Source organism: Niveispirillum sp., assembly GCF_052437035.1.
Lineage (GTDB): Bacteria > Pseudomonadota > Alphaproteobacteria > Azospirillales > Azospirillaceae > Niveispirillum.
The window spans coordinates 336796-351444 of record NZ_JBQVOH010000004.1; the positions used below are offsets into that span (position 1 = coordinate 336796).

General features: G+C 64.4%; 15 protein-coding genes. 13 read left to right on the forward strand and 2 right to left on the reverse strand.

Annotated elements, in window-relative coordinates; translation table 11 throughout:
* Positions 1-345 precede the first annotated feature (345 nt).
* From ACT6Q8_RS13375 to ACT6Q8_RS13435, 13 genes are all read left to right on the forward strand, one after another.
* Entirely contained in the window at positions 346-801 is a 456-nt protein-coding gene (locus ACT6Q8_RS13375) for an SUF system Fe-S cluster assembly regulator (protein WP_054168602.1), read from the forward strand.
* 39 nt (positions 802-840) lie between these two features.
* Positions 841-2322, forward strand: a complete 1482-nt coding sequence (sufB, locus tag ACT6Q8_RS13380) for a Fe-S cluster assembly protein SufB (RefSeq protein ID WP_444732717.1) — start codon at positions 841-843, stop codon at positions 2320-2322.
* 69 nt (positions 2323-2391) lie between these two features.
* Positions 2392-3150, forward strand: a complete 759-nt coding sequence (sufC, locus tag ACT6Q8_RS13385) for a Fe-S cluster assembly ATPase SufC (protein ID WP_444732716.1) — start codon at positions 2392-2394, stop codon at positions 3148-3150.
* Between the two features lie 3 nt (positions 3151-3153).
* Positions 3154-4032, forward strand: coding sequence for a GNAT family N-acetyltransferase (locus tag ACT6Q8_RS13390; RefSeq protein WP_054168604.1), 879 nt, complete (start codon positions 3154-3156; stop codon positions 4030-4032).
* 3 nt (positions 4033-4035) lie between these two features.
* Entirely contained in the window at positions 4036-5292 is a 1257-nt protein-coding gene (gene sufD / locus ACT6Q8_RS13395) for a Fe-S cluster assembly protein SufD (RefSeq protein WP_444732715.1), read from the forward strand.
* Positions 5293-5296: 4 nt separating this feature from the next.
* Positions 5297-6190 carry a GNAT family N-acetyltransferase gene (locus ACT6Q8_RS13400; protein ID WP_444732714.1) on the forward strand — a complete coding sequence of 298 codons (894 nt, stop codon included), beginning with the start codon at positions 5297-5299 and terminating at the stop codon, positions 6188-6190.
* Positions 6190-7461 carry a cysteine desulfurase gene (locus tag ACT6Q8_RS13405; RefSeq protein ID WP_444732713.1) on the forward strand — a complete coding sequence of 424 codons (1272 nt, stop codon included), beginning with the start codon at positions 6190-6192 and terminating at the stop codon, positions 7459-7461. The genes ACT6Q8_RS13400 and ACT6Q8_RS13405 overlap by 1 nt, the downstream gene beginning before the upstream one ends.
* Positions 7462-7475: 14 nt before the next feature.
* On the forward strand, positions 7476-7958 hold the full coding sequence (sufU, locus tag ACT6Q8_RS13410; RefSeq protein WP_054168608.1) for a Fe-S cluster assembly sulfur transfer protein SufU: 483 nt from the start codon (positions 7476-7478) through the stop codon (positions 7956-7958).
* Positions 7959-7971: 13 nt separating this feature from the next.
* Positions 7972-8361 carry an SUF system Fe-S cluster assembly protein gene (locus tag ACT6Q8_RS13415; RefSeq protein ID WP_082372400.1) on the forward strand — a complete coding sequence of 130 codons (390 nt, stop codon included), beginning with the start codon at positions 7972-7974 and terminating at the stop codon, positions 8359-8361.
* Between the two features lie 12 nt (positions 8362-8373).
* Entirely contained in the window at positions 8374-8718 is a 345-nt protein-coding gene (locus ACT6Q8_RS13420) for a HesB/IscA family protein (protein ID WP_054168609.1), read from the forward strand.
* A 166-nt stretch (positions 8719-8884) separates the two neighbouring features.
* Positions 8885-9700, forward strand: a complete 816-nt coding sequence (locus ACT6Q8_RS13425) for a ferritin-like domain-containing protein (protein ID WP_444732712.1) — start codon at positions 8885-8887, stop codon at positions 9698-9700.
* Positions 9701-9786: 86 nt separating this feature from the next.
* Positions 9787-10143, forward strand: coding sequence for a hypothetical protein (locus ACT6Q8_RS13430; protein WP_156344647.1), 357 nt, complete (start codon positions 9787-9789; stop codon positions 10141-10143).
* Positions 10144-10245: 102 nt separating this feature from the next.
* A complete protein-coding gene (locus tag ACT6Q8_RS13435) occupies positions 10246-12087 on the forward strand; it encodes a DUF885 domain-containing protein (protein WP_444732711.1) in 1842 nt (613 codons plus the stop codon).
* A gap of 24 nt (positions 12088-12111) precedes the next feature.
* Here ACT6Q8_RS13435 and ACT6Q8_RS13440 read toward each other — a convergent pair whose 3' ends face one another.
* Both ACT6Q8_RS13440 and ACT6Q8_RS13445 read right to left on the reverse strand, forming a co-directional pair.
* Positions 12112-12663, reverse strand: coding sequence for a DUF924 family protein (locus tag ACT6Q8_RS13440; protein ID WP_444732710.1), 552 nt, complete (start codon positions 12661-12663; stop codon positions 12112-12114).
* 12 nt (positions 12664-12675) lie between these two features.
* Positions 12676-14649: a methyl-accepting chemotaxis protein gene (locus tag ACT6Q8_RS13445; RefSeq protein ID WP_444732709.1), complete on the reverse strand. Its 1974-nt coding sequence runs from the start codon at positions 14647-14649 to the stop codon at positions 12676-12678.

Below are 14649 nucleotides of genomic sequence, written 5' to 3' on the forward strand. Positions count from 1 at the left end.
CAGCCGGATGGGCACAAGCCACGTGGAACCGCACAAAGGCGGGGGCTTCGCCGCGATAAATCCGGCCGATTTTCCGGCCGCCCGTCGCCCGGGTCGGTCGGTTTTGGCGGGGATTGGTCCTTAACGCCCCCGTCATGGAAAGAATGGTGCGCCCGTCAGGCGGGGGTGACAACGCCCAATGGGGCATGTTGCGGGGCGGTAAAATCCCGCTCACCGCATGGCTATCTTAACGGATGCATGCCACCCGTGCCGAGGGGTGGGGGCGGAATGCTTGACACCCGCCCCTGACCGGCTCACTTAATCGGTACTAATTTGGTCCTGTATTGAGAAAGGTTCGCAACGCCTATGCTGCGGCTCAGCAAGATGACGGATTACGCCGTGGTGGTCCTGACCACCCTGGCGCATGCCGACAGCGCGCTGCACACGGCCAATTCCCTGGCCGACCGCACGGGCCTGCCCATGCCGACGGTGCAGAAGCTGTTGAAGCTGCTGGCCCGTGGCGACCTTCTGCAATCGCACCGGGGGGCGGCGGGCGGTTACAGCCTGTCGCGCACGCCCGACCGGATCAATGTGGTCCATATCATCGAGGCGATCGAGGGGCCGATTGCGCTGACCGATTGCGTCGATGGCGGTTCCGGCGGCTGCGGGGTGCAAAGCCTGTGCTCCCGCAAGAACCATTGGGAAAAGGTGAACAGCGCCGTACGCCGCGCGCTGGAGGATGTGACGTTGGCCGACATGGCCACCCCCGCCTTGTTCGATTTCGAGCGTGAGCCGGCGCCCCGCGCCGTGCTGGCCGGTTGAACGGGTTCGGGGAGAGGGGTTTGAAGGGGAGCGACGGATATGGCCGCCACTGAACAGACGATCGAACAGGTCAAGAGCCTGGCGGAGGGGAAGTACAAGTACGGCTTCTTCACCGATATCGAGTCGGAAACCGCGCCTAAGGGCCTGTCGGAAGATATCGTCCGCTTCATCTCCGCCAAGAAGGGGGAGCCGGAATGGCTGCTGGAATGGCGGCTGAAGGCCTATCGCCACTGGCTGACCATGGAAGAGCCGGATTGGGCCAAGCTGCACTATCCGCCCATCGACTATCAGGACAGCTATTACTATTCGGCGCCGAAGACGACAGCGGGTCCGAAGTCCTTGGACGAGGTCGATCCGGAACTACTGAAAACCTATGAGAAGCTGGGCATCCCGCTGAAGGAACAGGCCATCCTGGCCGGCGTCGAAGGGGCGGGTGACAGCCCGTCCATCGCGGTCGACGCCGTGTTCGACTCGGTTTCGGTCGCCACCACCTTCAAGAAGAAGCTGGAAGAGAAGGGCATCGTCTTCTGTTCCATCTCGGAAGCGGTGAAGACCCATCCTGATCTGGTGCGCCAGTATCTGGGCACCGTCGTGCCTTATTCGGACAATTACTTCGCGACCCTGAACTGCGCCGTCTTCACCGACGGCAGCTTCGTCTATATCCCCAAGGGCGTGCGCTGCCCCATGGAACTGTCCACCTATTTCCGCATCAATGCGAAGAATACGGGACAGTTCGAGCGCACCCTGATCATCGCCGACGAAGGCAGCTACGTCTCCTACCTGGAAGGCTGCACCGCCCCGCAGCGCGACGAGAACCAGCTGCACGCCGCCGTGGTCGAACTGGTGGCGCTGGATGATGCCACCATCAAGTACTCAACCGTCCAGAACTGGTATCCGGGCGATGAGAATGGCAAGGGCGGCATCTATAATTTCGTGACAAAGCGCGCCGCCTGCCGCGGTCGTAATTCCAAGGTCAGCTGGACCCAGGTGGAAACCGGGTCAGCCATCACCTGGAAGTACCCGAGCTGCATTTTGCAGGGCGATAATTCGGTGGGCGAGTTCTACTCCGTCGCCATCACCAACAACATGCAGCAGGCCGATACCGGCACCAAGATGATCCATATCGGGAAGAACACCCGGTCCACGATTATCTCCAAGGGTATTTCGGCCGGCCGCGCCCAGAATACCTATCGCGGTCTGGTCCGCATCCTGCCCAAGGCGCAGAACGCCCGCAACTTCACCCAGTGCGACAGCCTGCTGATCGGCGACAAGTGCGGGGCGCATACCGTGCCCTATATCGAAAGCCGCAACCGGACTGCACGGGTGGAGCATGAGGCGACGACGGCCAAAATCTCCGAAGACCAGCTGTTCTATTGCCGCCAGCGCGGCCTGAAGGAAGAAGACGCGGTTGGCCTGATCGTGAACGGCTTCTGCAAGGAAGTGCTGAAGGAACTGCCCATGGAATTTGCCGTGGAAGCGCAGAAGCTGGTGGCGATCAGCCTTGAGGGCTCGGTGGGCTAAGCCCCCGGATGAAGAGATGACGCGGAAAGGCCCGGCCTTTCCGCCATGAGATGTGAGTTGGAGCAGCAAATGTCCCTGATCGAAATCAAGAACCTGCACGCCACTGTCGATGGCAAGGCGATCCTCAAGGGGGTTGATCTGACCATCAATGCCGGTGAGGTGCATGCCATCATGGGCCCCAATGGCGCGGGCAAGAGCACGCTGTCCTATGTGCTGGCCGGTCGTGAAGGCTATGAGATCACCGAAGGCAGCGTCACCTTTGACGGCCAGGACCTGCTGTCCATGGAGATTGAGGAGCGCGCCGCCGCCGGCCTGTTCTTGGCGTTCCAGTACCCGGTGGAAATCCCCGGCGTGTCCAACACCACCTTCCTGAAGGAAGCGCTGAACGCCATCCGCAAGACCCGTGGCGAGACGCCGCTGGACGCGATGCAGTTCCTGAAGCTGATCCGGGCCAAGGCCAAGGATCTGTCCATGAATGATGAGATGATCAAGCGCGCCGTCAATGTCGGCTTCTCCGGCGGGGAGAAGAAGCGCAACGAGGCTTTGCAGATGGCCGTCCTCCAGCCGAAGCTGGCCATCCTGGACGAGACGGACAGCGGTCTGGATATCGACGCCCTGAAGATCGTGGCCGAAGGCGTGAACCGCCTGCGCGGGCCCGAACGCGGCATGCTGGTCATCACCCATTATCAGCGCCTGCTGGATTACATCGTGCCCGACGTGGTGCATGTGCTGGCCAATGGCCGCATCGTGAAGTCGGGCGGCAAGGAGTTGGCGCTGGAGCTGGAAGCCAAGGGCTATGCCGAGTTCGGCGTGACCGAGGCGGCCTGACCCATGACCGCCCCCGGTGTGCGCATCAGCATCGAATATGACGTGCCGGTCACGGGACCGGACGCGGATATCGTGCTGGGCGGGCTGATGGCCTTCAATGCCGCCACCCTGCCGCCGGCCCAGGGCCGGTTCGTCACGGTGGCGGGAAATGGGGAGACAGGCGCGCCGCAGGCAGGTTTGTCGCTGACCCAGTGGGGACGCGACGCCTATTGCTTCTGGGGTGTCTGGACCGTTCCCGGCATCGATCCCGGCCCCGCCATCGCCGCGGTGCTGGCCCGGACGGAGGCTGAACTGGCCCGCCGCGATGCCGACCGGTTCATCATGATCGTGCGTGCACATGACGACACCGCCCCCTATCTGGCCGCCGGTTATGCGGTACGCCAGGTGATCGGCCCGCATATCCGGGGTGGTGTCTTCACCATCCTGGAAAAGCGGATCGGCAAGGGGGAGGCTGCGATGCCCGCCGGCTTTGCCCTGGCCATCCACGAACCGCCGCCCCGGCATCTGGCCAAGGAAATCTGGCGCATCACCGATGCCCGCCGGCAGGGCCTGCTTGGCGCGCCTGTGAAACTGGTGGCGGCTTACGTCCGCGATATCGTGACCAACGCCCCGCGCGGGGCCGCCCTTTGCTATGCCGTGGATAACGACTTCATGGTCGACATGGTCTGGCTGGATGACAGTCTGCGCGGCACCGGCACCGGTTACGCCATGCTGGCCGCCGCCTTGGATGAGGGTCGGAAGCTGGGCTGCACGCGGGCGGCGGTGGAGACGATGGATTGCCAGGCGCCCCAATTCTATCCGCTGCACGGGTTCCAGCGTTTCGGCGTTGCCGAATATGACGTGCCGGGCCTGAACATGAACTTCTACGACATGAAGCTTTGAACCATGCGCGACGAACAGAACCAGACGGCCCGGAATTTCGTGGAACAGGTGGTGGCGCTGGCCCCTGCCCTGGCCGGCCCGCGCGCCGATTGCCTGGACCGCTTCGCCAAGGCGGGCCTGCCCAGCACACGGGCTGAGGCCTGGAAATTCACCAACCTGCGCGGTCTGGACAAGCTGACCCTAGGCCCCGCCCCGGACGCCGCAACCGTGACCGTGGATGCCATCCCGACCGCCCTGGACACGCCCGCCCCGCGTCTGGTGTTTGTCGCCGGGCAGTACCGCGCCGACCTGTCGCGCGTGGGCGATCTGCCCGACGGCGTGGTGCTGACCGCCCTGACGGGTGAGACCGCGCCGGTCGCCGGCGACGGCCCGTTCCGTGCCCTGAACAGCGCCCTGTCATCCCACGGTGCGGCCCTGCGCGTGGCCGCCGGTGTGAAGCTGACCAGCCCCGTGGAACTGGTCTTCATCGCGGCGACGGCGGGTGACAAGGCCGCCCTGTGGAACCCGCGCATCATCATCGAGATTGCCGACGGGGCCGAGGCGACGGTGGTGGAACACCATGTCGGTGCTAATGCCGGCACCTACATCAGCAATGTCGTGGCCGACGTCAGCGTGGGTATCGGTGCCCGCCTGCATCATTACAAATTGCAGGCAGAGGGGCTGGACGCCTGGCATCTGGCCAATGTCTCCACCCATCTGGCCCAGGATGCCGTCTATGACACGTTCGTCATGAACCTCGGTGCCCGGCTGGCCCGGCATGAGGCGCGACAGGTGCTGGACGGTACGGGGATCGAGGCGCGGGTGTCCGGCGCCTATGCCATCACCGGCAATCAGGTCAGCGACATCACCACCCTGATCGACCATGCCAAGCCGCATTGCACCAGCCGCGAGGTAGTGAAGGGCGTGATCGACGGGGCGGCCCGCGCCGTCTTCCAGGGCAAGATCATCGTGCGCCCCGATGCACAGAAGACCGACGGCTATCAGCTGAACCGCGCCCTGCTGCTTTCCGAAAGCGCAGAGATCAATTCCAAGCCGGAATTGGAAATCTACGCCGACGATGTGAAGTGCAGCCATGGCGCCACGGCGGGTGAGTTGGACGAGGACCAGATGTTCTATCTGCGCGCCCGCGGCATTTCGCGTGATGCGGCCCGCGTGCTGCTGATCGGTGCCTTCCTGGATGAGGCGCTGGACGAGATCATCGACGAGACGGTGCGTGCCCATTTCCGGGCGCAGGCCGAGGCCTGGATGGGGGCGCGCTAATCCGATGCCCGACAGCCTGTCCCGCCGCTCAACCCTGACATTTTACCGCCGCCATCCGGCGGATGGGGATGTCATGGCTTGGCTGCATGAACGGGCAATGGTGGCTGAGCGCGCCGCCTTGGGGATGGATCGCAAGCCGCTGGGCCTGTTCATCCGCGATATGGGCGGGGTGATCCAGGCCGGGGCCGTGGTCTGGCTCTATGGTCCTGACGCCTATATCCACGTGCTGTGGGTGGATGCGCCCTGGCGGGGCCGGGGGCTGGGGGCAGCCCTGCTGGTCGCGGCGGAGAATGCGGCGGTGGCGGCGGGGGCAAACCGGCTGTACCTGTCCACCATGGGCTTTCAGGGGCCGGATTTCTATCCGCGCTATGGCTATGAAAGCCAGGGCGTGTTTGCCGATTTCACCTGGGGCCATGACCGGCATTATTTCAGCAAGACGCCGTTGTCCGTCGCCCCCGCCTTGGCCCTGCCCGCCGGGCTGTATCTGCACCGGGCCGAAGCGCCCGATCCGGCGGATGTGCAGGCTGTGGAGAACGGCCTGGACGCGCATTGGTACCTGACCATTCCCGATCCCTATACCGAACTGACGGTAGAAGCGGTGGATGCCGGCGGGGTACGGGTAGCGGGGGGCTTGGCCGTTCTGGACGGCGCCTACCTGACCCTGGTCGATCTGGCCGTGGTGCCGCTCTGGCGCGGCAAGGGCCTGGGGCGGCAGGTGCTGGGGGAACTGGAACGGTTGGGGGCAGAGGCCGGGTGCCGCTGGGCCACGGTCATGCCAATGGATTATCAATGTCCGGACTTTTTCCGGGCCGTCGGTTATGCCCGCCGCATGCGGGTGGAGAATTACCTTCTGGGCCAGGGCCGCGATTGGTTGCGGCGGGCCATCGGGGATGAATAATGTCTGATCTGTTGAATCCGACCCTGGGCAATGCCCCCTATGACGTGATGCGCGTGCGTCAGGATTTCCCGATCCTGACCCGTCTGGTGCATGAGAAAAAGGGCCGCGCCGGCAAGCCCCTGGTCTATCTGGACAATGGGGCCAGCGCGCAGAAGCCGCGGGCCGTGATCGACGCCATGTCGCACCTGCTGGAAAACGACTATGCCAACGTGCATCGCGGCGTGCATTTCCTGTCCCAGCGTTCCACCGACCTGTATGAGGCGGTGCGCGACAAGGTGGCGAAATTCCTGAACGCGCCAAGCCGGGAGAACATCGTCTTCACCCGCAATGCGACGGAGGCGTTCAACCTGCTTGCCAATAGCTGGGGCGGGCGGTTCCTGAAGGCGGGTGATGCCGTCATCATCTCCTGGATGGAGCATCACGCCAATATCGTGCCGTGGCAGCTTCTGCGTGACCGGATCGGCATTACGATCAAGGTTGTGCCGGTGCTGGATGATGGCAGCCTGGACATGGCCGCCTACGAAGCGATGCTGACGCCGGAGGTGAAGCTGGTCTCCATCACCCATGCCAGCAACGTTCTGGGCACCGTCAATCCCGCCGCCCGCATCGCCCGTCTGGCCCATGCCAAGGGTATCCTGGTCGCCTTTGACGGCAGCCAGGCCGCTGTGCATCAGCCCGTGGATGTGCAGGCCATCGACGCCGATTTCTATGTCTTCACGGGCCACAAGCTCTATGGCCCCACCGGCATCGGCGTGCTGTATGGGCGTAAGGAACTGCTGGACAAGATGCCCCCCTGGCAGGGCGGCGGCGACATGATCAGCACCGTCAGCTTTGAGAACACCACCTATCGCGAGGCGCCGTACCGGTTTGAGGCCGGGACCCCCGCCATCGTGGAAGGGATCGGCCTGGGTGCAGCCATCGATTATGTCTCGGCGCTGGGCATGAGCGCCATCCAGGCCCATGAGCAGCGGCTGCTGGCCTATGCCACGCATCGCCTGTCGGAGATCGAAGGCCTGCGCATCATCGGCACCGCACCGGACAAGGCAGCCATCATCAGCTTCACCATGGACGGCATCCATCCCCACGATATAGGCACCCTGCTGGACCGTGGCGGGGTAGCTGTTCGGGTGGGCCGGCATTGCGCCGAACCGCTGATGGACCGGTTCGGGGTGGGGGCCACGGCACGGGCCAGTTTCGGCCTCTACAATACCGAGGCCGAGGTCGATGTGCTGGTCGAAGCAGTGCAGGCCTGCAAAGCCTTTTTCGGATAAGGGCGGATATCCATATGTTTGATGATCTGCGCGACCTGTACCAGGAAGTCATCCTGGACCATGGCAAGAACCCACGGAATTTCGGTCGGCCCGCCGCCTTTAACCGCACGGCCCGGGGTGACAACCCCATGTGCGGGGACAAGATCGCCATCTATCTGACCGTGGGCGAGGACGGCACCATTCAGGACCTGCATTTCGACGGTCGCGGCTGTGCCATCAGCCAGGCCAGCGCCAGCCTGATGACAGAAATCCTGCGTGGCAAGTCGATGAAGGAGGCCGAGGCGCTATTCGGCTATTTCCACGACATGTGCACCAAGGACGAGGATGAGCAGGGCGACCATGGCCCCCTGGACGAGGATGCCACGGACAAGCTGGCCGTCCTATCGGGCGTGCGCGAATTCCCCATGCGGGTGAAATGCGCCACGCTGGCCTGGCACACGATGAATGCCGCGCTGCATGGCGAGGCGACGACTTCCACCGAAAACGCGTCCTTCTGAGCGGACATCGATCATGAGCCACAGCCACCGCCCCATCGCCCCCGACGTCTCCATGGGCAGCCCCGTGGACATCCCGGCGGATGAGAAGCTGCCCGCCGACGCCCCGCTCTATGACCGGGTGGTAGAGGCGCTGCGCACCGTCTATGACCCGGAAATCCCGGTGAATATCTATGAGCTGGGGCTGATCTACCGCTGCGATGTTGATGCCGATGGCGATGTCGAGATCGACATGACCCTGACCGCCCCCGCCTGCCCCGTGGCCGGTGAAATGCCGGGCCAGGTGCAGCAGGTGGTGGCCGCCGTCGAAGGTGTCGGCAGCGTCCATGTCGAACTGATCTGGGAACCCGCCTGGGACCCGTCCCGCATGAGCGACGATGCCCGCATCGCGCTCAACATGTTTTAAGAGGAGGCGCAGATGGCCCGTGCATTGCCCAAGGCCCTGACCCTGACCGACGCGGCGGCAAGCCGCGTGAAGGAACTGATGTCCCGGTCGGACAAGCCCATTATCGGCCTGCGCGTGGGCGTGAAGACGCGCGGCTGTTCGGGCATGTCCTATTTCGTGGAATATGCCGAGGAAAAGAAGAAGTTCGAGGAGGTGGTGGAGGATAAGGGTGTCACCATCCTGATCGACCCCGCCGCCACCATGTTCCTGATCGGCAGCGAAATGGACTATGCCGAGGACAAGTTCCAATCCGGCTTCACCTTCAAGAACCCCAATGAGAAGGCGCGTTGCGGCTGTGGGGAAAGCTTTTCGGTGTAAGGAAAGTCCCCCCTTCGTCATCCCGGCGAAAGCCGGGACCCAGGGGCCACACGCCCAACCTTTCGGCAGCTTTGAGCCAGGCAGCGCAGCGGTTTGCGCTGAGGGGCCCTGGGTCCCGGCCTTCGCCGGGAAGTCAAAAACGATCCGCCCCTGAAGCCAGAAGACCATGCTTCCCCCCACCCTCTCCGCCGCCGCCGTCACAATCCTGACCACCGCCGATGCGCGGGAAAAGGCGCGTCTGTCGCGTGCCTTCGCGGCGGCGTGGCGGGACGGCACCATCACCGACCTGGGCCGCGCCAACCCGCCGGCCCGGCCCGCGCGCCCGGCCAAGCCGGAACTGTGCCACCCCAAGGACATGCCCAAGCGTGGCAAGGGCCAGTCGGTGGCCAACCGCATCGCGCTGCTGCACGCCATCGCCCATATCGAACTGAACGCCATTGATCTGGCCTGGGACATCCTGGCCCGGTTCCACACCCTGCCCGACGGCACGCCCCTGCCCATCAGTTTCCACACCGACTGGCTGCGTGTCGCGGATGAGGAGGCGTTGCATTTCACCCTGGTGGCCGACCGTCTGGCCAGCCTGGGCGCCGCCTATGGCGACCTGCCGGCCCATGATGGGCTGTGGCAGGCGTCGGAGGCGACGGCGCATGATCTGGCGGCCCGGCTGGCCGTGGTGCCCATGGTGCTGGAGGCGCGGGGGTTAGACGTGACGCCCGGCATCATCGACAGCCTGACCAGGGCCGGCGACGCCGAAAGCGTGGCGGTCCTGCATATCATCCTGCGCGATGAGGTTGGGCATGTCGCCACGGGCCGCCGCTGGTTCCAGGTGGCGGCGCAGACCATGGGGCAGGAGGCCGGCCCCTGGTGGCAGCATCTGGTCCGCACCCATTTCAAGGGCGAGCTGAAACGCCCCTTCAACGGCCTGTCGCGCGATCTGGCGGGCCTGCCGTCGGATTGGTATGAGCCGCTGGCGGCTAATTGATCCTCTCTATTGCTTTTGAACTATGTTCACGCAGATAGGTCTGTGACATGCTGCACCGCAGGGTGGTTGATCAGGGGCGGGATACCATGCGGATCATGCTGGAGGCGGGGCTGTTGGCGCTGTGCGCCGTGCTGTTCCTGCTGATGACGGCGATTGCCGTGAAGGCGCAGACCGCACAGCCACAGCCGGCCCAGGCCAAGGAGCAGCCTCCCATGGAGGAGGAGATCATCGTCAATGGCCGGCGCAATGAGCCCAGCTTTCAGGAAGAATGGGAAAATCACCGTAAGGAATACGATCGCCTGCGCAAGATTTTCGGCGACCCCGATGCGCCCAACCGCCGCCTGGACCGCATGACCGACACGCCCAACCCCGACGGCGGCAAAAGCGTGATGCGCAGCCCCAGCAGCGACACGGTCCAGGGCCGCCCCAGCCGCCCCAACTAACCGCACCCTGCGTTACAGCCTGTTTACAATGCATATCTTGGCCCGCTGACGGGAAACGGTAAGGATGGCGGCCAGATATCCAGACCGATAACCGGAGCCATTATGCCCGCCGTCACCCGCCGCACCGCCCTTTCCGGCCTGTTCGCCCTGTCCGCCACCGCCATGGCGCTGGAAGGGATCATGCCCCGTCTGGCTCTGGCCGGACAGGACAGCCCCGCCGACAAGGCACTGAACAATTTCCTGGAAAAGTGCTGGCAGGATGATCTGAGCCGCAGCCCGGAACAGCGCACGCGCATGGGCCTGCCCGGCCCGCATGATAGCTGGACCCTGGCGGATGAGGCGTTCCAGCAGTTGAACCTGTCGATCACGGCTGAACAGCTGAAGGCCCTGCGCGCCTTTGACATCAACGCCCTGTCGCCCACGGCCCGGGTTTCGTACAAGCTGTTTGAAGGGCAATTGCAGCGGGCCCTCGACACCTATCGCTGGCGCCATCATGGCTATTCCGTCAGCCATCTTCAGGGTGCCCATACCGACATCCCCTCCTTCCTGATCGGCTATCACGCCGTCAGCAATCCCGCCGATGCCCGTGATTATGTGAAGCGGCTGGAGGGGATTGCCGCCGTTATCGACATTGCGGCGGAGAATATGCGGCGGGAGGCCAAGGCCGGCGTCCTGCCCCCCGCCTTCAGCTTTGGCCGCATAACGGAGGCGGCGCGCAATGTCATCACCGGCGCCCCGTTTGGCAAGGATGCCAAGGCGGACAGCCCGCTTCTGGCCGATCTGAAGGAGAAGGTGGGCAAGCTGGCCATCGCGGAGGCGGAAAAGAAGGCCCTGATCGCCGCGGGAACCAAGGCCCTGGTCCAGGGCGTGAAGCCCGCCTATGAGCGGTTCCTGGCCACCGTCGCCGATCTGGCGGCAACGCAGAAGGACAGCAATGGCGTCTGGGCCCTGCCGCAGGGGGCCGATTTCTACACCGCGCAGATCAAGCTGCATACCGGCCTGGACATGTCCGCCGACGATATCCACGCCCTGGGTCTGGCCGAGACCGCCCGCCTGCATGGGGAGTTGCGGGCCGCCATGGCCAAGCTGGGCTTCCAGGGCAGCGTGCAGGATTTCTTCAATTTCGTGCGCACCGATCCGTCGGTCCGCTTCCCCGATACCGATGCGGGTCGCAAGGAATATCTGGCGACGGCCACCCGCTATATCGACGACATGGCCGCCCGTCTGCCGGAAATGTTCGGCACCCTGCCCAAGGCCAAGGTGGTGGTGAAGCCGGTGGAAGCCTATCGCGAGAAGGCCACGCCCAGCGCCTTCTATGAACCGTCATCCCCCGATGGCACGCGGCCCGGCGTCTTCTACGCCAACCTCTACGACATGTCGGTGCAGACGCGCCATGATCTGGAGGCGCTGTGCCATCATGAGGGCCTGCCCGGCCATCACATGCAGATCGCCATCGCGCAGGAGGTAGAAGGCCTGCCCACTTTCCGCAAGTACGCCTGGGACACCGCCTATGGCGAAGGCTGGGCCATGTATACTGAGCGCATGGCCAAGGATTACGGCTTCTACAAGGAACCGCTGTCGGAGGCTGGGCGCATCATCTCCGAACTGTTCCGCGCGGGCCGTCTGGTCCTGGATACCGGCATCCATCACAAGCGCTGGACCCGCGAACAGGCGGTGGCCTGGATGGACGAGAATACCGCCAACCCCCTCGCCGACAACCGGACGGAGATTGACCGCTACTTCGTCTGGCCGGGTCAGGCGCTGGGTTACAAGATCGGGATGAACAAGATCCTGGAACTGCGGGAAAAGGCCAAGGCGGAGCTGGGGCCGAAATTCGACATCCGCGGCTTCCACGACGCCGTCCTGACGAACGGTGCCGTCACCCTGCCGATCCTGGAGGAGGTGGTGCAAGGCTGGATCGATACCCGCAAGGCAGCAGCCTGATCATGGGTCACGGGATCGGGGTCTTCAGAACCCCGATCCCGGCATGGCCAGATAGGCCAGCTCCGCTTGCGTGCTTTCCCGCTCCAGGATGGCGTTGCGGTGGGGGAAGCGGCCATATTGGGCGATAACCGCCAGATGGCGGCAGGCATAGTCCAGCAGGGCCGGATCACGTGTGCGGTTGGCGAACAGGCGCACGGCCAGCCGCTGATCCTCGATCCGTTCGGAATGCTCAAACGGCAGATAGATGAACAGGCGCTGATCCTCCGGCAGCATCAGGTCCTGTTCGCGGGCAATGGCATCGGTGGCGATGGTCAGGGCCACCGGGTCGGTGGCAAAGGCCCGTGCCGTCCCCCGGAACATGTTGCGCGGCGCCTGATCCAGCAGGATGCACAGGGCCAGCACCCCTTCCGGGCTTTCCGTCCAATCGGCCAGATCGCCATTGCCGGCGGCCAGATGCGCGGGCAGAAGCCGGTGTGTCACCAGCACATCAAAGTCCGGCCCGCCACCAAACCATTTGGCGGGTCCCGCCTCCTGGAACCAGAAAGCCAGCACGCCGTCGATGTCACTGGCCCGCATCGGCCCCTCCCGTCACGCCGCCGCCCCCAGACGGCGCAGCGTCTGGGCGAGGGCGGCTTGTTCATCGCCCTGGATCGTGAACAAGAGATGCAGCCCTTCCTCGCCCGTGTCCAGGGTTTGGAAACCGATTTCGAGAGAGAGCGACGGAACGGACAGCTTTCCGCGTGCCGAACGGCTGATACCGGCCACCGGCGACAGCAGCGCCCCACCGTTTGACAGGTCGCGCACGGTGACCTCATGCCGCCTGCCATCGATGGTGATGGTACCAACTGCATCCACCTTGAACCGCTGCGTCAGACGGCGGTCCACCTCGGCCATGGAGGTGCGGACGACGCGGACCAGCACCGACCGCAGGTCCGTGACGGAATGGGCGACGTCGGCTGCGGTTACCCGGACGGTACCGGCCCGATCCCCCGTGGCCGCCGCTTCGTTGGAGACATCGGCGATACGAGCCGCCACCTCACGCGCGGCATCGGCGGCCTGCAGCACATTGCGGCTGATCTCCTGCGTCGCTGCCCCCTGTTCCTCGATGGCGGCGGCGATGGCGCCGGAGATACCGTCCATTTCCTCAATGGTGCGACCGATTTCGCGCACGGCATCGACGGACCGGCTGGTGACGCTGTTGATCTCGGCGATCTGCAGGGCAATGTCTTCCGTGGCGCGGGCCGTCTGCGTGGCCAGGTTCTTCACCTCAGATGCCACAACGGCAAAGCCCTTGCCCGCCTCGCCCGCGCGCGCCGCCTCGATGGTAGCGTTGAGCGCCAGGAGGTTGGTCTGGGCCGCAATCTCCTGGATCATGCCGGCCACGGCCCCGATACGGGCCACGGCATCGGACAGGGTGGCGATGGTGGTCTGGGTCTCGTTGCCCTTTTCCACGGCCAGCTTGCTGACTTCCGCGCTGTGGGCCACCTGGGCGCTGATCTCCCGGATGGAAGCGGACAGTTCCTCGGCGGCGGACGCCACGGTTTCGGCATTGTGCAGGGCCTGTTCGGCGGCGGCGGCCACATTTTGGCTGTTGTTGGAAACCAGTTCCGCCGACTGTGCCATGGCGCCGGCATGGGTATCCATTTCGCCGGTACGGCCCGCCACCCGGTCCACGGCGGCGCGGGTTTCACCCTCCACCTTCTGCGCCATGGCTTCCAGCGCCTCACGCTTCTGCCGCTCGGCCTCGGTCCGCTGGCGTTCCTGATCGGCACGCAGCCGCTGGGCCTCCGCCCCGCCCTGCTTCAACACGTCCACGGCACGGGCCATGGTCCCGATCTCGTCATGCTTGTCGGTGAAGGGAACCACCGGCGTGAAATCCTCCCGCGCCAGCACCTCCAGCGTCGCGGTCAGGCCCGCCATAGGCCGCACCACCCGGTTCAGCACCGACCAGACGCCCAGCACGATCGACGCTGCACCGACCAGCAGCAGCAGCTCTGCCAGGAGAATCGCGCGATCGGCAGCGGCATCGGCATGGTCATATAGACCGCCGGCCTTGCCCACACCGGTGTCGATCAGGTTTGAGATGTCACCGGAGACGGGATCGATGCTCTGATAGAGCCGTTCCTTCACGAACTGGTCCAGGGCCGCCGCATCCTTTGCCGCCAGAATGGTGATCAGGTCGCCCACCGCCTTGTCAGCCTTGGTCAGCGCCTCGTACGCGGCCTTGATCTGAGCGGCTTCCTTGGGGTCCGGATGGGGAACGGTGCTGAACCCTTTCCAGGCGGTGGCAATATCGGCCTGCGCCTTGCGAACGGATGCCAGGCCTTCATCCCAACCGACATTGCCGTTTCGCACCTTGTGCGAGGCATCGACGATGGAAACGGCATAGGCGTCGGCGATGATCTTCAGTTCCCGCTGCGGCACCACGCGGCCATTATAGATTTCCTGAAGATCGGCCTGCGCCACGCTCAATGCCCGCCAGGACACAAAGCCATTGGCCAGTATCACAAGCCCCAGCATAGCCAGAACGGCCAGCAAGGTCGCTTTGATCGATAATTTCAT